A 16852-nucleotide genomic window follows, 5' to 3' on the forward strand; every position below is an offset into this window, starting at 1 on the left:
CGGCGCATCCGTGGTAGCTTTTAGCTTCCACACAAAAAGGCCTCGGAGGCCGGACATGACAGATGAACTTGCGCTAAACCCTGTATCGGGCTGGGATGTACGAACGGTCGAGGCAATGCAACTGGTGCTGCTTGAGCTGGGATTCATTTCAACTCCCTTCCAGCGCGTGGATGAGGCCCAGAAAAGCCCGATTTACGCGCTGACTCTTCCACAGACGAAACAGCTGATTGACGTACTGCAAAGGTCTGTGGATGCGGTAGAGCGTGCTGGGATAACTTCTCCCCCAGGTCAGCGCCATTAACAGAAAAGGGTGTTTGTCCCTTACTCAAGGGATAAGGCGCTGAGGTCGAATCCGCCGGAAGTACATGACCGGGTTCAAGGAAATTGAAGCCGGAGGACTGCTCGGCATCTTTCACATTGCAGATCAGTCCGCTCTTGAGCATCAGGCCGTAAAAGGCTTCCCGGCTCTCCTTATCTGCCTTGAGCCGGGTTGCGTTCTTGCGTCCGCGGCGGAAGCCTTCTCTCGAAGATCGCGCTTTCATCTCAGGCCACCTTCACTGAAGCTTTCAGTTGATCTAAGGCGGCCTGGGCATGCGCGATCTCTTTCAGGATTCGGGCACGCTCCAGCTGGTCGATACGGCCATCCGTCATGGCCACGTGGGTTTCCACAGTCACCTCGGAAATCTCGAGCGAGACCCTTCCCAACGCCTGGTGTACGTCGATGGCAATCGGCGCCGCCTTTGCCACTAGGTCAAAGCCGAATGACTCGGCCCATGCCTTCAGGGGCTGGAAGTCATTGGTGAACTTCATGATTCGGTGCAGCTCCTGGACATTCATCCGGTGGCTGTCGTAATCAGGGTTGGCCTTCTGCAGCAGCAGAGTGCGGGAAGCGAAGTCAGCACCCTCCGCAACCTTGGCCGAGCCGTGGCGCTCCACCACGTCGTGTATTGCTCTCATCAGATCCAGCATGTAACGAACCTCTGATTTTTACGTGGTGGCGAAATGCCTTGGTTGGCAAAATCCAATTCCTAAGCGACGGATTTCTTTGCGGCTTTTACATCGAGGTCCTTGAAAACCTCAGGGCGAGCAACACGCAGGAACATCATCCGTGCCCTTGGGATGCCGTATTTCCTCCAGTCGCTTACCGATGGAGGACGCACCTCGCACAGCTCAGCTACCCGAAAGGTGCCGCCGAGAGCGTCAATAATTTCACTGGGGTTCATGCCTGATCTCTCCGGCTAATCGCATAGGCAGAGATATTAGGCATACCTTTTATTTAGGTCAATAGGAATACCTTCCATGACGGATGATAGGCTCTCCTAATGAGAGCACTTCAAGAACGCTTAAAACTGGCTATGGCAGGTCCGCCGAAGGTCACTCAGGCCGCGCTGGCTCGGGCGTGTGGGATCAGCGCGCCTTCTGTGCATGACTGGATCTCAGGAAAAACGAAGACGATCGAGGGGCAAAATCTCCTGTTGGCAGCCGAATACCTGAAGGTAACGCCAATGTGGTTGGCCACTGGAAAGGGACCCATGCGCAAGGGTGGGGACAATGCGGGGCTACCTGGTCAAAAGGAGAGCAACGTGGTGTTGATCGAATCACGTCGAAAGTCTAAAGATTCTAGCTTCATAACAATCCCTCAACTAGAGGTAGCTGGATCAATGGGACCAGGCAGAGTGCCGCCTGACCATATTGAAGTGATCCGAGATATTACCGTCCACCTCGATTGGCTGAAGACACAGGGGCTGTCATATTCTCAACTTGAGAATCTAGCGATCATCGACGGTGACGGTGATAGCATGGAAGGGACTTTTCGCAATGGCGACGCTTTACTAGTAGATCGCGGAATAACCGAAATCAAGACAGACGCTGTATACGTTTTTACACTAGATGGCGAACTATTCATTAAGCGACTACAGCGTTTGACTGGCGGGGCTTTACGGATGATTTCGGATAATCCTGTATATCCGGCGATCATGATCGACGGCGATACCCTTGCAAGAGTCCACATCCAGGCCCGCGTACTACTCGTATGGAATGCCCGTAAGTTATAACTCGCCCTAGGCCTGGGCGCTACAGGCCCGGCGAGGTACCGGGCCTTATGCTTGCGAAAACTATCTAACCTCAAAGACTGCCATCATAGCGCTGCCACGCCAATAGTATCTCCTTCATTGCTGACTTCTGTGAATCCGGCAGAACGAAGTCATGATAGTACTGATTTCCTTCATAGCGGATCGTAACCTTTTTGGCTGAAATAACCTTCTCTACCATGCCCATGTTTTCTAGGCTTGAGTCTGACCACTCCCAAACAGTTCCGGCAGCGTTGTCTCTTTCAAAATCCAAATCGCCAAGTTCAAATACATCACTATCAGCCTTGATAGTCACACTCTTGATAAAAAGCCAGCCATCTGAATAATAATTGAATTTCAGCCTCAACGGATAAGCTTTCGTAGATCCTTCTTTCACACCAAAATACAACGACATATAGTTAGCTAGAACAGGAACTGATTTATGTGAAATCCATGTCACACCTCTAATTTCGTCTTTCTTTTTAACTAAGTTCGCATCAAGCCGCGCAAGAAGTGTGCGCTTCCCCTCTAGATCCTTTGCTTCCTGGGCCTGTCTAGCCTTTTCGGCCGCTTCGATTTTTAGGTTAGTGGCAGCCAGGAGAGACTTGGCCTCTTGAGCTTGTGCAGATTCAGGAAACCGGGCCACTAGATTCGATAGGGTTTTCTTCGCATCGGCCAAAGACCCTTCAGCGATTTCGTTTTTTGCCGAGGCGAGCGCTCGAGCTGGGCCATTACGCTCTGAGTCCAGCTCTGTACGCAAGGAACTGACTTCACCTTTGAGCCTGTCCACCTCCAGCTGAAGTTTGACATTGCTTTGCTTGTCGGCCTCACCACACCCCGGAAGCAAGACCGCCAACGCAGTCAAAACAGCGGCTTTCTTCATGAATCCATTCCCTGTGTGATTTTCGTCATCCTACCAAATTGACATTGCTATCCACACAGAGCACCTACGAGCACCCTCGAAAAATTAATTAGGCATGCCTATTGACTGATTACAAAGGAATGCCTAATGTTTGCCTTGCCGAGACGCAGGCCGAACCAATCGGCCCAGCAGAACGACCTGCTCTTTAACAACCCACCGCAACACACACACAACAGACCGCATTGCCTCTACCGGCGACCGGCGATCAGACAGGCCCGAAAGCCTGCCCACGACAGGGAGAACCCTGTACGGCTGATCGAGAGCGAAACGCTCTAACCGTGCGAACGACCCAGTATGCAATGCGCCCCGCCCTAGCCTGGCGGTAATGAGGCGATTTCACTGGCTGGCCTTGGCGACAGGGCCAGACGGGAAATCAACGGAGGGCAAGAACATGCAGTGCGAATGTAAAGAGAAGTACCTCGATGCTGTGAAGGAACACGTCGCGGCAGCTGCGCCTCAAGGTAGTGAGTGCTTCGACATTGACTTGGGCGGCTACGGCATGAGCTTCGGCAACGACGGCATGAAATGGCTGTTCAGGATCGATGTTATAGGCGAGTACAAAGCGCCGAAGAAGGCTGGAGGCATGAAGACGGTAAAGGTGAACACCTTCCTGGCTGCCAACTACTGCCCCTTCTGCGGTGTGAAATGCAAGGCGGATAAGCCTGACGCGGAAGCAGCCTGAACCATCCTCCTGCGCATTCACCGAGTGCGCAGCGGGATGCGGAAGTCTTCTGCACCGCGCAACGCGGCCCCCTGCATCACCCTTCTCCTCGACCGTATCGGACAGGCGCCAGGCTGGCTTTTCCCCAGTTTGGTCACTGGGCTTGGCGCCTGCCCCATACGGTCCAGTACGCACATCACACGTTAAGGATTACCAATGTCTACCTATCTTCTCACCGAACAAAAGCGTGAAGTGTACGAAGCCATGCGTGAGCGCACGGCCATTGCCAGCGCCGAAGCGCTGAAGAAGTGCCGCTTCCGTGTGGAACCCCATGATGGCGGCTGGGCCGTCGTCAGCGTCACCTCGCAGCGCCTGCATGGCCAGTGCAAAGAACACAAGGAAGCCGTTCAGTACGCTGAGCAGCTGGAGCGTGCCGTGGACAAGCGTGAAGCCACTACCTCAGTGGTGAAAGGCTTCGCCGACCGCATGTTTCGTTGGGCCTTGATCATCAGCGTGGCCATGATCGGACTAGCGCTCTGGGGGATGAGATGATCAGTCTCGACCTAAGCCTGGTTCGTGTTAAAGATGCCGATCGTGCCTGGCTGGGCCAGGCCATGGCCGAATTCGAGCAGCGCCAGGGTGTGATGGAGGTTGTGCCGCCCACCACGCGTTGCCCGGACATTGAGACCGCTTTCAACAACCGCACACAGAAAGGCCGGCGCGGTGAGGTGAATAAGCCACGGGAAGTAAGGATCGCCGAGCTGGCGCCGGGGCTCACCAAGTACGAAGCTGCGAGGAAGTTTCACCTTTCGCAGGAAGACCTGCAGATGATGGCCGACACCATGGGCTTTGCCTTCAAGCGCGGCCACTTGACCGATCAGGCCTTCAAGGATGGTGACGCGGCGCTGGTAGAGCAAATCACCAGCATGCGCGATAACGGTCTGAACCGGTCCCAGGTCCAGAAGCATATCGGTATGAGCTATCAGAAATTCCATCGCCTGCTCAGCGAGTACAACATCGACTTCCCTAAAGCCACCAATGGTGGGTCGCTCAAGAGGGTCAGGGCATGAACGGAGGTGGTCCATGGCGATAAGCCCAGCCGAGCGTTCCGCGAAGACCGCAGCAAAGCGCAAGGCGATGCAGGAAGAGGAGCTACGGCTGCGGGTACGCCAAGGCACGAAGCAAGCGCTCGCTGAGCTGATGCAGTGGGCAGGCTTGGAGGAACAGGGCGAGGCGATGACGCTGATGATTCATCGCCTGCATGAGCTGGGGCCTGAACGGGCTGTGCCACTGCTGACGCCGCCGCGCCACGAAATCACTATCTCGCCATCCGTGGAGCGGAAATTGAAGCTCGCTTACCAACGCGAAGCCCTGCGCATCTGCCGCGACGAATAACCCCACCATTTACCAACTTGCCACCACGCCGCCCCGGCACCGGAGGATGAGGCGTGTCTGGAGGAAAGCATGAGCAAGGTCAGGCTTCTGATAAACATCGATTTTATGGGTGATGGCCAGGAACGCGAATCTTTGTGCGTGATCCTGTCGCTCGACAAGGACAACCCCTCGGACGACCACATCGCTCAGTCGATCTACGACGAGGTGACCGAACATCTTTACGACAATCCTCGCTTCGAAACTGATAACTGACCTCACCCATCGCCACCACGCCTAGGCAGGCCCCAAGACCGCATGGCAGAGCTTTAAGTACGACAGCTGTATTAATCATCTCGGCCTGTGCGATCACGGATATGAACCGGCAGGCGCGGGTCATCTGGGTCATACAGATAGCGACCTGTTCCCTTCTGGAAATCAGAAAGGTCTTTGATGACATCCATCATCGAATGTAGCTGCGCTTCGATTTCTTCAATGCGCTCATCACGCTGCTTTGAAAAATAAAGTCGATCAACCTGAAGCGCTTCCATTCGATTAGATGAAGTCTTCAATCGCCACAAGATATCGAGAGCTATAAAAAACGTGCCTATCGCAGCCATATAACCAAACGTAGCAAGTTCCATTTCCATTCCTCTCAAATAGTCGTGCTCGAATCAAACACGATCTCCCTACATAACGCCACCACGCCTAGGCAGGCGGGCGGCTGCCTGGAGTACCAATGAATATCCCACCGGACGTTGAGGCTCTAGCAGCCTCGGGCGCGCTGTTTGTTGCCAACCATTCAGGTGGCAAAGACTCACAGGCCCAGCTCATCAAGCTGCTTGAAGTGATACCTGCCAGCCAGATCGTTGTGGTTCACGCCTCGCTGGGCGCTATGGAATGGCCAGGGGCAATGGAGCTTGCCCGCGATCAGGCGGCAGCGGCTGGCCTGCCCTTCATTGTGGCCAAGGCCGCAAAGACACTGCTGGAGATGGTTGAGCGGCGGTTCGAGTCGCGACCCGAGGTGCCGAGCTGGCCATCAGCATCGCACCGCCAGTGCACTAGTGATCTCAAACGGGGACCGATCCAGCGTGAGGTACGGCGTTATGCCAAAGCCAATGGCTTCAAGGTCATAGTGAACTGCCTGGGCCTCCGGGCGCAGGAGTCGCCAGGGCGTGCCAAGCGCAAGTTCTTCAGCCGTATGGCTATCAGCAACTCAGTACTCACTTGGTACGAGTGGCTGCCAGTTCATGAGATGAGCACGCCAGCAGTGTTTGAAACCATCCAGGCTGCGGGCCAAGCGCCCCACTACGCATACGCGCTGGGCAATGAGCGCCTGAGCTGCGTGTTTTGCATCATGGCCAGCCGTACCGACCTGGCCAACGGTGGACGAGAAGCGCCCGCGCTGCTGGCCGAGTACGACGCCCTTGAAAAGCGCACCGGCTACACGATGCACATGAGCCGAATCCCCTTGGTCGAGCTGGCCGCATAGATCCGGAGCATCCATGACCAATCCCAACCGCCCCACCCCGGCGCGGCGCTCCATGCCCGCGCTTTGCGTTAAGCCCATCTGCGAGTACTGCGGCATCCACCGCGCCCAGGGCAACCACACCAAATGCAGCAAGCGGCGCCAGGCCGACAGGAGAACCCTATGAATGCAGTGAAGGAACGGCCGATCCTGTTTTCGGCGCCGATGGTGCGCGCCATTCTGGAGGGGCGTAAGACGGTGACGCGGCGTGTCGTGAGGGACTGGCAAGTGCCAACGGAGGATGTAACCGAGCAGGACCCCGACCTGCGCTGGTCTGCCATAGCTCAGTCCCATCCCCGCTGGGGGTTCATCGCTGCAGGGTCCACGGCGCAGGAATGTGCGGACGATCTGGCATCGTGCGGCGTATGCCCATATGGCCAGCGAGGCGAGCGGCTGTGGGTGCGCGAGGCCTGGGCGGCAGATGCCCAGCTCGATTCAATAGCGCCCCGTGATCTCAGCCAGGGCGAGCCAATTTGGTATCCGGCAGATGGCACTACCCGCCAAACCGGCTGCGCCATGATCTCAAAAGGTAGAGGCCGCCCTTCCATCCACATGCCGCGCTGGGCCAGCCGCATCCTGCTGGAGATCACCGACGTGCGCGTCGAGCGGCTGCAGGACATCACCGACGAACAGTGCGTGGATGAAGGAACCGCCCTCACCAAACAGGCAGTGGGCGTGAAACTGACCGTGCCCCAAGGCAAGTCACTGCCGAAGGCCATGTTCGAAGACCTGTGGACATCAATCAACGGTGCCGAGTCTTGGGACGCGAACCCCTGGGTGTGGTGCGTTAGCTTTAAGAGGATTGATGCAGGACTGGCCCAACAGGTGACCAAATGAGAAACAACTTTTGCCGCCTTCATGAAGGCGAACTGAAAAAGCTGGACGGCGCCGATGTGCCCCCTGACCTAATGGGCATGCTCTGGAGCGCGTTCCACCTGAACGAGAGAAACGGATACATCTTGGTGCCAGTGGACTCGTTCCAGCAGATCACTGACTTTTTAACTGACCATGCTGAGCACCTAGCATCGCTGAAGACGGCCCAGCAGGTGACCAAAGATGCGTAAATGCAAACTCGGCTCCAAGCACAAATGGGCTTTCCAGCACAACGTCCAGATCACTCGTATCAGCGGTAACCATGGCTCTATCAGCTTGCGAGGTGTTTACCTTTGCGCCTGCGGTGAACAAAAGCAAGGTGCGCCAGGAGTGAAGCCATGACCCTGTGCGAATTCCTCGGGCTCTGGCTCGCCGTCTCCTTCCCGGCCGGCATGCTCGTTGGGCAGTTCATCAAGGGCGCCCAGGTGGAGGCCCGGCCGTGAACGATGACCTTCCTCTGATGGCTGGCCTGAATACCCAGATGCTCCAAGAGCTGCAGCAGGCCCAGGCGCGTATCGATGCGGCGCTGGCGCTGCTGAGGCCTGAACAATCCATTGCCTTCCAGACCCTTCCCCAGCTGCGCAAAGCGCTGGTTGATGCCCTGACCCAAGCCTAACCCCCTTCCCTATTTGAGCCTGCCGGTGAACGGTGGGTAGGAGATGCTATGGCCTGCTATTCGATGTACGACAAAGATCGGAGGCCAATTGGGCACCTATGCGGTGACCTCGGGCCACACTGCGCCGAGTGTGGCGATGTCGGCACCCAGCTTTGCGACTACCCGGTCGGCGATGGGAAAACATGCGACCGCCCTATTTGTGAATACCACGCCGCCGAAGTTGCACCCAACGTCGACTACTGCTCCGCGCATCATGCTGAGTGGAAGGCGTTTCGCGACTCAGGGGGCGTCACTAGAGAGCTTGAAAACGTCGTCCCATTTAAGGGCGCCTAACCCCGACCGCCGCCCTGGGCGGCCTGGAGCATCACGTGTCAGATGACGCAGAAGTAGTAAAAGTGGAAGGCCTGGCAAAAATGCTGGGCAGGACAGAAGCATCAATCAGAGAGGGGATTCGCCGCGGAGTCGTGTGGCTGCCCAAAAGCTTCAAAATGGGCGGTAAGCACTGCTGGCTTAAGGAGGACGTCCGGAAATTTCTTAGGGAGTTCCGTGATGGCGAGCATGAAAAGCCCAGAGTAGGAAGGAAAAGGAAAACCGCTCCATCTTTGAAAATTGCATAGAAAACCCCGCATCAGCGGGGTTTCATGACCTGACTGCAATCAATTGCAGATTGCTTTGACACTTGGCACAGGCTTGCCTTCACGTCGGCATTCAGCACGCAGTCGCTCATCCAAACGAATGTATTCATGAAGCAAAGCACTTAGTTCGTTGGTCGACTTCGAGCGCTTGATTTTGCTCACGTCCAGATTGTTCAGGGCCACGGTGGTCATAGCTATTCCCTTCAGAAAGTCAGGATGCAATCCCGATTTTGGTAGTAGGCCATCCTCATGTGACTGAGATTGTGCCGGTACTGCGTACCTTCGTACGTTAGGAATTCCATCTCATCTGAGTAACCTAACGCTTGAATAAGTTCATCAAAAAGCGCATCAAAAACCTGCACACCTACCGCTAGCTGCTCCCGCAGAGGATGACCTTCTTCAAGCTCATCGCGGAATAGGTAGTGAGCTGATGACTCCATGCAGATTTGCCGAGGGCGGTGATACATCAGCACTGATGGTTCCACTGGCCTTAAGGCAATCACATTGTCTTGCTTACGGATAGCGAACCACACCCAAATGAAGGCCGCAGCGCTCATGATGTGGCGGTCCATCAGTATCTCGACCTTAGCCTCAGTCGATTGAATCGCAAGAATCAACGCAAATGCTGCACCGATCTGGCCTCCATTATTGTGCTTCAGTATCACCCTTACCGTACGTTCATCATCTGCTTCGTTCAAGGCCGCAATTATCGGGCCAACGGTTTCGGTAGAAATTTCAGAAACTATTTCGAAATCCATAAGCTTCCAGCAGGACGGATCCGTTCGCCTAAACGGCGAAAAAGTCGCGGCATTCTATAGAGGACAGTACGTTGTTGAAAGCATCTGCATGTGGAAATTTCCATTTCCATCATATCGGCCGACAGGCGTCGCGCTTTAGCCTAGTTTTTCGGCAAGGTCCTGCGGGCTTAAATGGGTGTACCGCTTGAGCATCGCAAGCGTCTTGTGGCCTGTAATGCTGGCCACTTCCATCATGGTGAAGCCGCGCTCGAACAGGCGGCTGGTGGCTTCGTGTCTCAGGTCATGGAGGCGAAGCCCTTGGATATTTGCTCTCTCGCAAGCAAGCGGGAAGTAATTGCTGACCGTATCGGGCTTAAGCCGAAACAGCGGGCCGCCTGTGATGGGTGCCGGCAAACCATCTATGAGCTCACGCGCCCTGGACGAAAGGGGCACGGATCGACGCTCACCGTTCTTCGTATCCTCAAGGAACGCAACCTTTCCTCGAATTTGATCCTTGCGCAGCGTGACCAGCTCAGACCGGCGCATTGCGGTTTCAACAGCAAGCTCGATAATTATGGGTAGTTCCGGGCTTATTTCGGCCGCCGCCTTGTACAGCGCCTTAAGCTCGTCAGCCGTTGGCCGTCGCTCGCGCTGCTTGCTGCCCTTGGGCATACGCAGTGCACGGCAAGGGTTGGTAAGCCCTTCGATGCCCCAGTCCTTGGTGGCCACGGTATACAAGTGGCTGATGACAGCCAGGTCAAGGCGCACGGTGGCAGTAGAGCGCCCCGCCTTGATCTGTTCGTCGCGGTACGAAGCCATGTCGCTCGACCGAAGGGCGGCCAACGACTTACCAGCGTAAGCAGACTCAAGCCATTTTTTGATGCGGACCCGCTCTTGCTTGGCGCCCTTCTTCCCCTCGGTGATCTCCGACTCGTAGCGCTCGAGCGCCTTGGCGAGGGTGGTGGCTTCGGCCTCACGGATATCCACGAACCGCGCACGCGACATATCGCCTTCGATCTCGGCGGCCCAGCGCTGAGCTTCGGCCTTCGTATCAAAGGTGGCGCTAAGGGTAGGATATCCTTTGCGTCGAATCTGGGCACGCCAGGCTTCGCCGCGTTTTTCGTAGTAGGCCATGGGGGAATCATAGCGGAGTGGTTGGGGGAAATCACGTTCCCTCATTCCCCCAAAATTCCCCCAAATGAAAAAGGCCCCGAGGGCTTTAAGCGCTCGGGGCCTTATATATGGCGGAGAGATAGGGATTTGAACCCTAGGTACTGTTGCCAGTACAACGGATTTCGAATCCGTCCCGTTCGGCCACTCCGGCATCTCTCCAGTGGCGCGCATGATAGCAGCAGTTTCCCCCAAGGCGAAGCCCTTGGGGTGAAAAAAACTCTCCTGCTTTCAGGCGTTTGCGTGGCCGCTTCGGTGCAGGCGCTTATTGAGCGTACATTCAGCGGCCAGGTTCGCCCGCTGCGCTAGCGCTTCGCAGGCTCCTACACACCTTTGCGCAAACAAAGAGAACAACAGGTTACAGCGGCACGCCCAGGCGCTTGGCCACTTCTTCGTAGGCTTCGATCACATCGCCCAAGCCTTGGCGGAAGCGGTCCTTGTCCATTTTCTTGCGGGTGTCCTTGTCCCACAGGCGGCAGCCGTCGGGGCTGAATTCGTCACCCAGCACGATCTGGCCATGGAACACGCCGAACTCCAGCTTGAAGTCCACCAGCAGCAGGCCAGCGTCATCGAACAGCTTGGCGAGCACGTCGTTGACCTTCAAGGACAGCTGCTTCATGGTCGCCAGCTGCTCGGCGGTACCCCAGCCGAACGCAACCACGTGGGATTCGTTGATGAAGGGGTCGCCCATGGCGTCGTTCTTCAGGAACAGCTCGAAGGTGGACGGCACCAGCTGCTTGCCCTCTTCGATGCCCAGGCGCTTGACCAGGCTGCCCGCGGCATAGTTGCGCACTACGCATTCCACCGGGATCATGTCGAGCTTTTTCACCAGGCATTCATTGTCGCCCAGCAGGCGATCGAACTGGGTCGGCACGCCGGCTTCTTCCAGCTTCTGCATGATGAAGGCGTTGAACTTGTTGTTCACCATGCCTTTGCGGTCCAGCTGCTCGATGCGCTTGCCGTCGAATGCCGAGGTGTCGTTACGGAACAGCAGGATCAGCCGGTCGGCGTCGTCGGTCTTGTATACCGACTTGGCTTTGCCGCGGTACAGTTCTTCGCGTTTTTCCATGGTGGGCTCCGCTAACAGTGGTTGGGCTAGGCGATGTGTCGCCAGTCGAGCCCTGAGGCCTGGTCCGCCAGTTGCAGCCAGGCAGGGTCGCACCCGAGGGTATCGACGAAGCACTGCCTGGCGCGTTCCGGCAAGTTGTTCTTCTGGCTGATATGGGCAAGCACCAAATGTTGCAAGCCTTGCCATCCCAGCTCTGCCACCAGGTTCGCGGCCTGGTGGTTGTTCAAATGCCCCCGATCACCGCCTACCCGTTGCTTGAGATAGTACGGGTACGGCCCATAGGCCAGCAGCTCACGGCAGTGGTTGGCTTCGACCATCAAGGCATCGAGGCCACTGTAATGGTTCATCACCTTCGGGCACCACGAGCCCAGATCGGTGAGCAGCCCGAAACGCCGAGCGCCATCGCTGAATACGTACTGGGTGGGTTCGCGCGCGTCGTGGGCAACACCCACCACGCGCACATGCAGGTCGCCGATATCGAAGGCATCACCGCAATGCACGCTGCGCGCAGCGACCACCGGCTTGCGCAACCCCGTGCGTGTACCTTCGCTGAGGTACACCGGTACGTTGTAGCGCCGTGACAGCAGCTCCACCCCATGCACATGGTCGGCATGCTCGTGGGTGACCAGCACGCCCTTCAGTTGCGCCGGGTGCACCCCCAGCAGCGCCATGCGGCGCTCGGTTTCACGCAGGGAGAACCCGCAATCGACCAGCACCAGCGTGTTGCCACTGGAGACGAGCGTGCCATTCCCTTGGCTTCCGCTTCCGAGAACGGCGAAGCGCACTTAACCCAGGTTGTCCTGAATGGCGCTCAACACACGGTGAGCTACATCGGCCGGGGCCACGGTATTGATGTTCTTCTCCACCGTGACCTGAACCGCATCACCTACCTTGCTCAGGCGCACCTGATAACGGTCGGCACGGGCTTCCAACTCTTCCTTGGTAGGTTCGTGCCCGAACAGGCGACCGAAGAAGCCAGGCTTGCTGTCTTCCGGCTTGCCGCCTTTTTCTGCCAGGTTGATGTAATACAGGCCCAGGCTGCGGTTGATGTCCTCCACACGCCACTGGCCACCCTGCTCCAAGGCACGGCCAACGCTGGACCAGGCGCGGTCCAGGTCGGAGCCCACGGTGAGCACCGGGTTGCCGCTGCCGTCCTCGGTCATGGCCACCTGGCCAGGTGCGTCGAAGTCGCGAGCGGCCAGCAAGGACACCGTGCCACCTTTCTCGCTGCCGCGGGTGAGGCTGGAGAGCATTTCGTCCACGAGCGTCGTGTCTACGCCGCTGGTGGCACTGGCCGGGAAGCCGACGTTTTCAGTGCTGCCCGCCGGGCGCTGGGCACTGACTACGTAGATTTCACTGGTATTGCGCTGAACACCGGGCTCTACCCGCACCTGCAGGCGGATATCGCCGTTGGCATCCGTGGCACGCAGGCGTTGGGCCAGGTCACTGCTCAGGCTGCTGAAGGGTTGCCAGGCCGTGGTGAACTCGCCGGTCTGCATGCTTTCGTGGTCGATACGGAAGCCGTTGTCCTCGAAGAACTGGCGCGCCATCGGCCAGGCTTCGGCAGGCGGCCGCTGGGCCAGGACCCACCGGCTTGCAGCGCTTTTCTGGAGGGTGAAGTCACCACTCTCGGCAGCCACCGACAGGGGCTGCGGGCGCGGCACGTCATAGTCGTTCAAGGCCGTGTCGTCTGCCACGTTGCGCGGAATCGGCAACAGCGGATCCAGGCGCTTGGTGGTGGTCACGTCCTGGGGCAGGTTCATCGGCTCGGTGCGACGCGCTTCCAGGTAATCGTTGCCACGGTCACGGAAGTAGCCGTGCTCACCCCAGAGCCAACCACAGCCACTGGTACTCGAAATAATCACAGCAAGGGCAGAAAGACCAGCCAAGCGCTTCATGCGTTGTACTTCCTCACTCAAACCAGAACGCCGGACTGGCGCAAGGCCTGCCGCAGCGGCTCTTGACAGGTATCGCTCAACCAGGTGAGCGGCAGGCGAATGCCTTCGGGCATCAGGCCCATTTCGTGTAGCGCGAACTTCACCGGGATCGGGTTGGCTTCGAGGAACAGGTTCTTGTGCAGCGGCATCAGCTTTTCGTTCAAAGCACGTGCCGTAGCGGCATCCCCCTTGAGGGCTGCAGCGCACAGGTCGGCCATGTCACGTGGCGCCACGTTGGCGGTGACCGAGATGTTGCCTTTGCCGCCCATCAGGATGAGTTCAACAGCCGTAGGGTCGTCGCCGGAGAGCAGTACGAAGTCCTGGCTCATGCGGTCCAGGATCTGCTGGGCACGCTGCAGGTCGCCCGTGGCTTCCTTGATGCCCACGATGTTGCCGACTTTCGACAGGCGGGCCACGGTATCGGCCTGCATGTCGCACGCCGTGCGGCCGGGCACGTTGTAAAGGATCTGTGGAATAGCCACGGCCTCGGCAATGTGCTTGAAGTGCTGGTACAGGCCTTCTTGCGTAGGCTTGTTGTAGTAAGGGGTAACCAGCAAGCACGCATCGGCACCGGCATTCCTGGCGTTGGTGGTCAGTTCCACCGCTTCGCGTGTGGAATTGGCACCTGTACCGGCGATGACAGGAATGCGTTTGTTGACCTGGGCCACAACGCGGCGGATGACCTCGATGTGCTCCTGTACGTCCAGGGTAGCCGACTCACCGGTGGTGCCCACAGCGACGATGGCATCGGTGCCGTTTTCGAGGTGGAAATCCACCAGCTTGCTCAGGGCGTCCCAGTCGAGACCGCCTTTGGCATCCATCGGGGTGGCCAACGCCACCATGCTGCCCGCGTACATGCAACCGCTCCTGCCGGAAAAAGAGAGCGGTAATGGTACTGGCGCCACCGACCTTGCACAAGCGACGCCTCCGTTTCCAGCATTCCCACAGGCGGCGCTTTTCGCTACCCTTGGCCCTTTGATCGATACAGGCGGGCGCTATTGCTGCGCCAACCCCTGCAGGCCGACCGCACCAGGCCCTGTGGGCAGCCCCGGCGGCCCATGTGGCACCCGCGCTGGCACCTGCGTGTATCGACCGCTCATCGCTTTAGGAAGGCTGCATGTCCACCCCACCCGTTCGCGAACAATTCCTCGTCCTCAGCGCCATGGGCCGCAACCCCATGGAGCTGACCAATGTGCTTTGCCGGGCCAGCCACGACAGCCGCTGCTCGGTGGTTACGTCCCGCCTGACCCGCCACGGCGAATACAGTGCACTGGTGCTTCAGGTTGCCGGCAACTGGGATGCCCTTGCACGCTTCGAAGGCTTGCTGCCTGGCCTGGCCAAACGCCACGACCTGCACGTGGACGTGGTACGCAGCTCCACACTGGAAAGCCGCCCACAGGCTCTGCCCTACGTAGCCTACGTCAGCTCGGTGTACCGTTCGGACATCATCAACGAGCTGTGCCAGTTCTTCATCGACAACAACGTGGAACTGGAAAACCTGACCTGCGACACCTACCAGGCGCCCCAGACCGGCGGCATGATGCTCAACGCCACCTTTACCGTGACGCTGCCAGCGGGCGTACAGATCAGTTGGCTGCGCGACCAGTTCCTGGATTTTGCCGATGCCTTGAACCTGGATGCGCTGATCGAACCCTGGCGCCCGCAAAACCCTGTCTGAGGAGCCGTACATGGCCGTAATGCTGGATCAACCGGTACCGGATTTCACCGCCCAGGCCACGTCCGGGGAAACGGTGTCCCTGGCGCAGCTGCGTGGGCGCAAGGTAGTGCTGTATTTCTACCCCAAGGACAGCACCCCTGGCTGCACGACCCAGGGCCAGGGGTTCCGGGACATGCAGGCACAGTTCCAGGCCGCTGGTACGGTCGTGTTCGGGGTTTCACGGGATGGGCTCAAGTCCCACGAAAACTTCAAGGCCAAGCAAGGTTTTACCTTTGAGCTGATCAGCGACAAGGATGAAACGCTCTGCCAGCTGTTCGACGTTATCAAACCCAAGAAGCTGTACGGCAAGGAGTACCTGGGTGTGGATCGCAGCACCTTCCTGATTGATGAGCAGGGTGTGCTGCGGCGGGAGTGGCGCGGGGTGAAGGTGCCAGGGCATGTGGCCGAGGTGCTGGAAGCGGCACAGGGCCTGTAGGCGGCCCTGTTAAGGTACAAGCTACAGCAAGGGGGCGACGGTAACCTGGTTCCGTGGCCAGGCTTCCAGCACCGCTTTCACCAGCGTGGCCAGTGGGATGGCAAAGAAAATCCCCCAGAAGCCCCATAACCCACCAAACAGCAGCACAGCACAGATGATTGCCACCGGGTGCAGGTTCACGGCCTCGGCAAACAGCAGCGGGACCAGGACATTGCCGTCCAGAGCTTGAATGATGCCGTACACCACCATCAGGTAGATGAACTGGTCGCCCCAGCCCCACTGGAACAACGCAATCAACGCCACAGGCACCGTTACTACCACGGCGCCCACATAAGGCACTACCACGGATACGCCCACCAACAGGGCCAGCAAGGCCGCGTAGTTCAGGCCCAGGGTTACGAACCCGATATACGTGGCCACGCCACAGATAACGATCTCAATCACCTTGCCCCGAATGTAGTTGGCGATCTGCCGGTTCATTTCGTGGGTCACACGGGTCAGCAGGGCGCGTTCCCTGGGCAGATAGCCATTGATCCAGCGGCCTATCAGCTCGCGGTCCTTGAGGAAAAAGAACACCAGGATGGGCACTAGCACACAGTAGATCATGAGGTTGACCAGCAATGGCAGGCTGGACAACGACAAGGTCAGCGCCCATTGGCCGAACTTGCCGATCTGGCCACGGGCCGCTTCGATGGCCGCCAGCACCTGCTCGTCACTCACCACTTGCGGATAGCGTTCGGGCAACAGCAGCAGTAAGGACTGCCACTTGCCCAGCATGCCCGGCAGCTCATTGAACAGCGTGATGATCTGGTGCCACAGCAAAGGCACCAGCACCAGCACAATCACGGCCAACAGCCCCATGAACAGCGTGAACACCAGCCCAACAGCCATGGCCGGCGGCATGCGCCAGCGCTCCAGTTGGGCAACCAGGCCATGCATCAGAAATGAAAGCACCATGGCTGCCAGCACAGGCGCCAGCATGCCGCCTACGGTCAGCACTACGGTGAAGGCCAGCACCAGCAGCAACACCAGCACCACGGCTTCTTCGTCTGAGAAGTAGCGCTGGGTCCAGTCCCTGAACAGCTTGTACATTCAAAATCCTTGATGGAGA

At 58.0% G+C, this 16852-nt stretch carries 26 protein-coding genes and 1 tRNA gene; 14 read left to right on the top strand and 13 right to left on the bottom strand.

What is annotated here, in order from left to right; all coding sequences use genetic code 11:
• Positions 1 to 115: 115 nt before the first annotated feature.
• Positions 116 to 301, top strand: coding sequence for a BssS family protein (locus ACSAMW_RS09075; RefSeq protein ID WP_500594010.1), 186 nt, complete (start codon positions 116 to 118; stop codon positions 299 to 301).
• A gap of 242 nt (positions 302 to 543) precedes the next feature.
• Here ACSAMW_RS09075 and ACSAMW_RS09080 read toward each other — a convergent pair whose 3' ends face one another.
• On the bottom strand, positions 544 to 957 hold the full coding sequence (locus ACSAMW_RS09080; protein ID WP_500593634.1) for a phage regulatory CII family protein: 414 nt from the start codon (positions 955 to 957) through the stop codon (positions 544 to 546).
• A 71-nt stretch (positions 958 to 1028) separates the two neighbouring features.
• Positions 1029 to 1223: a helix-turn-helix domain-containing protein gene (locus tag ACSAMW_RS09085; RefSeq protein ID WP_500593635.1), complete on the bottom strand. Its 195-nt coding sequence runs from the start codon at positions 1221 to 1223 to the stop codon at positions 1029 to 1031.
• 99 nt (positions 1224 to 1322) lie between these two features.
• On the opposite strand from ACSAMW_RS09085, the gene ACSAMW_RS09090 reads away from it, so the two are divergent.
• Positions 1323 to 2054, top strand: a complete 732-nt coding sequence (locus ACSAMW_RS09090; protein ID WP_500593636.1) for a S24 family peptidase — start codon at positions 1323 to 1325, stop codon at positions 2052 to 2054.
• A gap of 70 nt (positions 2055 to 2124) precedes the next feature.
• Here the strand turns inward: ACSAMW_RS09090 and ACSAMW_RS09095 are convergent, their stop codons facing one another.
• On the bottom strand, positions 2125 to 2952 hold the full coding sequence (locus ACSAMW_RS09095; protein WP_500593637.1) for a hypothetical protein: 828 nt from the start codon (positions 2950 to 2952) through the stop codon (positions 2125 to 2127).
• A gap of 430 nt (positions 2953 to 3382) precedes the next feature.
• Between ACSAMW_RS09095 and ACSAMW_RS09100 the strand changes: the two genes are divergently transcribed.
• The 5 genes from ACSAMW_RS09100 (at position 3383) to ACSAMW_RS09120 (ending at position 5299) form a co-directional block, all read left to right on the top strand.
• Complete coding sequence (locus tag ACSAMW_RS09100; RefSeq protein ID WP_500593638.1) at positions 3383 to 3673, top strand: hypothetical protein; 291 nt, start codon at positions 3383 to 3385, stop codon at positions 3671 to 3673.
• Between the two features lie 195 nt (positions 3674 to 3868).
• Positions 3869 to 4204: a hypothetical protein gene (locus ACSAMW_RS09105; protein ID WP_500593639.1), complete on the top strand. Its 336-nt coding sequence runs from the start codon at positions 3869 to 3871 to the stop codon at positions 4202 to 4204.
• Entirely contained in the window at positions 4201 to 4722 is a 522-nt protein-coding gene (locus ACSAMW_RS09110) for a hypothetical protein (RefSeq protein ID WP_500593640.1), read from the top strand. Before ACSAMW_RS09105 ends, ACSAMW_RS09110 begins: the two co-directional genes overlap by 4 nt.
• Positions 4723 to 4735: 13 nt before the next feature.
• The gene (locus tag ACSAMW_RS09115; protein ID WP_500593641.1) at positions 4736 to 5047 is read left to right on the top strand and encodes a hypothetical protein; all 312 of its coding nucleotides are present in this window, start codon (positions 4736 to 4738) and stop codon (positions 5045 to 5047) included.
• A 69-nt stretch (positions 5048 to 5116) separates the two neighbouring features.
• A complete protein-coding gene (locus tag ACSAMW_RS09120) occupies positions 5117 to 5299 on the top strand; it encodes a hypothetical protein (protein ID WP_500593642.1) in 183 nt (60 codons plus the stop codon).
• Positions 5300 to 5370: 71 nt separating this feature from the next.
• On the opposite strand, the gene ACSAMW_RS09125 is transcribed toward ACSAMW_RS09120, so the two are convergent.
• Positions 5371 to 5667 (bottom strand): hypothetical protein, encoded by a 297-nt coding sequence (locus ACSAMW_RS09125; protein ID WP_500593643.1) that lies wholly within the window; start codon positions 5665 to 5667, stop codon positions 5371 to 5373.
• Between the two features lie 95 nt (positions 5668 to 5762).
• Here ACSAMW_RS09125 and ACSAMW_RS09130 point away from each other — a divergent pair, with 95 nt between their 5' ends.
• The 5 genes from ACSAMW_RS09130 (at position 5763) to ACSAMW_RS09150 (ending at position 8657) form a co-directional block, all read left to right on the top strand.
• Positions 5763 to 6515 carry a phosphoadenosine phosphosulfate reductase domain-containing protein gene (locus ACSAMW_RS09130; protein WP_500593644.1) on the top strand — a complete coding sequence of 251 codons (753 nt, stop codon included), beginning with the start codon at positions 5763 to 5765 and terminating at the stop codon, positions 6513 to 6515.
• Between the two features lie 159 nt (positions 6516 to 6674).
• Positions 6675 to 7388, top strand: coding sequence for a hypothetical protein (locus ACSAMW_RS09135; RefSeq protein WP_500593645.1), 714 nt, complete (start codon positions 6675 to 6677; stop codon positions 7386 to 7388).
• Positions 7385 to 7615 carry a hypothetical protein gene (locus ACSAMW_RS09140; RefSeq protein WP_500593646.1) on the top strand — a complete coding sequence of 77 codons (231 nt, stop codon included), beginning with the start codon at positions 7385 to 7387 and terminating at the stop codon, positions 7613 to 7615. The genes ACSAMW_RS09135 and ACSAMW_RS09140 overlap by 4 nt, the downstream gene beginning before the upstream one ends.
• Before the next feature lie 248 nt (positions 7616 to 7863).
• Positions 7864 to 8040 (top strand): hypothetical protein, encoded by a 177-nt coding sequence (locus ACSAMW_RS09145; protein WP_500593647.1) that lies wholly within the window; start codon positions 7864 to 7866, stop codon positions 8038 to 8040.
• 368 nt (positions 8041 to 8408) lie between these two features.
• Positions 8409 to 8657, top strand: coding sequence for a hypothetical protein (locus ACSAMW_RS09150; protein WP_500593648.1), 249 nt, complete (start codon positions 8409 to 8411; stop codon positions 8655 to 8657).
• Positions 8658 to 8696: 39 nt separating this feature from the next.
• Here the strand turns inward: ACSAMW_RS09150 and ACSAMW_RS09155 are convergent, their stop codons facing one another.
• The 8 genes from ACSAMW_RS09155 to dapA all read right to left on the bottom strand — a co-directional run bounded on the left by ACSAMW_RS09155 (position 8697) and on the right by dapA (position 14445).
• Positions 8697 to 8867, bottom strand: coding sequence for a hypothetical protein (locus ACSAMW_RS09155; protein ID WP_500593649.1), 171 nt, complete (start codon positions 8865 to 8867; stop codon positions 8697 to 8699).
• Between the two features lie 11 nt (positions 8868 to 8878).
• Positions 8879 to 9433, bottom strand: a complete 555-nt coding sequence (locus ACSAMW_RS09160; RefSeq protein ID WP_500593650.1) for a hypothetical protein — start codon at positions 9431 to 9433, stop codon at positions 8879 to 8881.
• Between the two features lie 135 nt (positions 9434 to 9568).
• Positions 9569 to 10546, bottom strand: coding sequence for a tyrosine-type recombinase/integrase (locus ACSAMW_RS09165; protein ID WP_500593651.1), 978 nt, complete (start codon positions 10544 to 10546; stop codon positions 9569 to 9571).
• 108 nt (positions 10547 to 10654) lie between these two features.
• Positions 10655 to 10744, bottom strand: a tRNA-Ser gene (locus tag ACSAMW_RS09170).
• 196 nt (positions 10745 to 10940) lie between these two features.
• Positions 10941 to 11651, bottom strand: coding sequence for a phosphoribosylaminoimidazolesuccinocarboxamide synthase (purC, locus tag ACSAMW_RS09175; protein ID WP_500593652.1), 711 nt, complete (start codon positions 11649 to 11651; stop codon positions 10941 to 10943).
• Between the two features lie 26 nt (positions 11652 to 11677).
• Positions 11678 to 12436 carry an MBL fold metallo-hydrolase gene (locus tag ACSAMW_RS09180; RefSeq protein WP_168085972.1) on the bottom strand — a complete coding sequence of 253 codons (759 nt, stop codon included), beginning with the start codon at positions 12434 to 12436 and terminating at the stop codon, positions 11678 to 11680.
• Positions 12437 to 13549, bottom strand: coding sequence for an NlpB/DapX family lipoprotein (bamC, locus tag ACSAMW_RS09185; RefSeq protein ID WP_500593653.1), 1113 nt, complete (start codon positions 13547 to 13549; stop codon positions 12437 to 12439).
• Positions 13550 to 13566: 17 nt separating this feature from the next.
• Positions 13567 to 14445: a 4-hydroxy-tetrahydrodipicolinate synthase gene (gene dapA, locus ACSAMW_RS09190; RefSeq protein ID WP_500593654.1), complete on the bottom strand. Its 879-nt coding sequence runs from the start codon at positions 14443 to 14445 to the stop codon at positions 13567 to 13569.
• Between the two features lie 260 nt (positions 14446 to 14705).
• Here dapA and ACSAMW_RS09195 point away from each other — a divergent pair, with 260 nt between their 5' ends.
• A complete protein-coding gene (locus tag ACSAMW_RS09195) occupies positions 14706 to 15266 on the top strand; it encodes a glycine cleavage system transcriptional repressor (RefSeq protein ID WP_168085969.1) in 561 nt (186 codons plus the stop codon).
• A 10-nt stretch (positions 15267 to 15276) separates the two neighbouring features.
• Positions 15277 to 15741 (top strand): peroxiredoxin, encoded by a 465-nt coding sequence (locus ACSAMW_RS09200; RefSeq protein ID WP_500593655.1) that lies wholly within the window; start codon positions 15277 to 15279, stop codon positions 15739 to 15741.
• 21 nt (positions 15742 to 15762) lie between these two features.
• Here the strand turns inward: ACSAMW_RS09200 and ACSAMW_RS09205 are convergent, their stop codons facing one another.
• Positions 15763 to 16833 carry an AI-2E family transporter gene (locus ACSAMW_RS09205; RefSeq protein ID WP_500593656.1) on the bottom strand — a complete coding sequence of 357 codons (1071 nt, stop codon included), beginning with the start codon at positions 16831 to 16833 and terminating at the stop codon, positions 15763 to 15765.
• Positions 16834 to 16852: the final 19 nt, after the last annotated feature.

It is taken from the genome of Pseudomonas sp. AB39(2026) (assembly GCF_059831485.1).

Excerpts from the sequence above, each read along its gene's own strand:
- ACSAMW_RS09120 (WP_500593642.1), top strand. The coding sequence starts at position 5,117 with ATGAGCAAGGTCAGGCTTCTGATAAACATCGATTTTATGGGTGATGGC.
- ACSAMW_RS09140 (WP_500593646.1), top strand. The coding sequence starts at position 7,385 with ATGAGAAACAACTTTTGCCGCCTTCATGAAGGCGAACTGAAAAAGCTG.
- ACSAMW_RS09125 (WP_500593643.1), bottom strand. The coding sequence starts at position 5,667 with ATGGAACTTGCTACGTTTGGTTATATGGCTGCGATAGGCACGTTTTTT.
- dapA (WP_500593654.1), bottom strand. The coding sequence starts at position 14,445 with ATGTACGCGGGCAGCATGGTGGCGTTGGCCACCCCGATGGATGCCAAA.
- ACSAMW_RS09155 (WP_500593649.1), bottom strand. The coding sequence starts at position 8,867 with ATGACCACCGTGGCCCTGAACAATCTGGACGTGAGCAAAATCAAGCGC.
- ACSAMW_RS09080 (WP_500593634.1), bottom strand. The coding sequence starts at position 957 with ATGAGAGCAATACACGACGTGGTGGAGCGCCACGGCTCGGCCAAGGTT.
- ACSAMW_RS09095 (WP_500593637.1), bottom strand. The coding sequence starts at position 2,952 with ATGAAGAAAGCCGCTGTTTTGACTGCGTTGGCGGTCTTGCTTCCGGGG.
- bamC (WP_500593653.1), bottom strand. The coding sequence starts at position 13,549 with ATGAAGCGCTTGGCTGGTCTTTCTGCCCTTGCTGTGATTATTTCGAGT.
- ACSAMW_RS09160 (WP_500593650.1), bottom strand. The coding sequence starts at position 9,433 with ATGGATTTCGAAATAGTTTCTGAAATTTCTACCGAAACCGTTGGCCCG.
- ACSAMW_RS09100 (WP_500593638.1), top strand. The coding sequence starts at position 3,383 with ATGCAGTGCGAATGTAAAGAGAAGTACCTCGATGCTGTGAAGGAACAC.
- ACSAMW_RS09200 (WP_500593655.1), top strand. The coding sequence starts at position 15,277 with ATGGCCGTAATGCTGGATCAACCGGTACCGGATTTCACCGCCCAGGCC.
- ACSAMW_RS09075 (WP_500594010.1), top strand. The coding sequence starts at position 116 with ATGCAACTGGTGCTGCTTGAGCTGGGATTCATTTCAACTCCCTTCCAG.
- purC (WP_500593652.1), bottom strand. The coding sequence starts at position 11,651 with ATGGAAAAACGCGAAGAACTGTACCGCGGCAAAGCCAAGTCGGTATAC.
- ACSAMW_RS09090 (WP_500593636.1), top strand. The coding sequence starts at position 1,323 with ATGAGAGCACTTCAAGAACGCTTAAAACTGGCTATGGCAGGTCCGCCG.
- ACSAMW_RS09135 (WP_500593645.1), top strand. The coding sequence starts at position 6,675 with ATGAATGCAGTGAAGGAACGGCCGATCCTGTTTTCGGCGCCGATGGTG.
- ACSAMW_RS09085 (WP_500593635.1), bottom strand. The coding sequence starts at position 1,223 with ATGAACCCCAGTGAAATTATTGACGCTCTCGGCGGCACCTTTCGGGTA.
- ACSAMW_RS09165 (WP_500593651.1), bottom strand. The coding sequence starts at position 10,546 with ATGGCCTACTACGAAAAACGCGGCGAAGCCTGGCGTGCCCAGATTCGA.
- ACSAMW_RS09205 (WP_500593656.1), bottom strand. The coding sequence starts at position 16,833 with ATGTACAAGCTGTTCAGGGACTGGACCCAGCGCTACTTCTCAGACGAA.
- ACSAMW_RS09105 (WP_500593639.1), top strand. The coding sequence starts at position 3,869 with ATGTCTACCTATCTTCTCACCGAACAAAAGCGTGAAGTGTACGAAGCC.
- ACSAMW_RS09195 (WP_168085969.1), top strand. The coding sequence starts at position 14,706 with ATGTCCACCCCACCCGTTCGCGAACAATTCCTCGTCCTCAGCGCCATG.
- ACSAMW_RS09110 (WP_500593640.1), top strand. The coding sequence starts at position 4,201 with ATGATCAGTCTCGACCTAAGCCTGGTTCGTGTTAAAGATGCCGATCGT.
- ACSAMW_RS09130 (WP_500593644.1), top strand. The coding sequence starts at position 5,763 with ATGAATATCCCACCGGACGTTGAGGCTCTAGCAGCCTCGGGCGCGCTG.
- ACSAMW_RS09115 (WP_500593641.1), top strand. The coding sequence starts at position 4,736 with ATGGCGATAAGCCCAGCCGAGCGTTCCGCGAAGACCGCAGCAAAGCGC.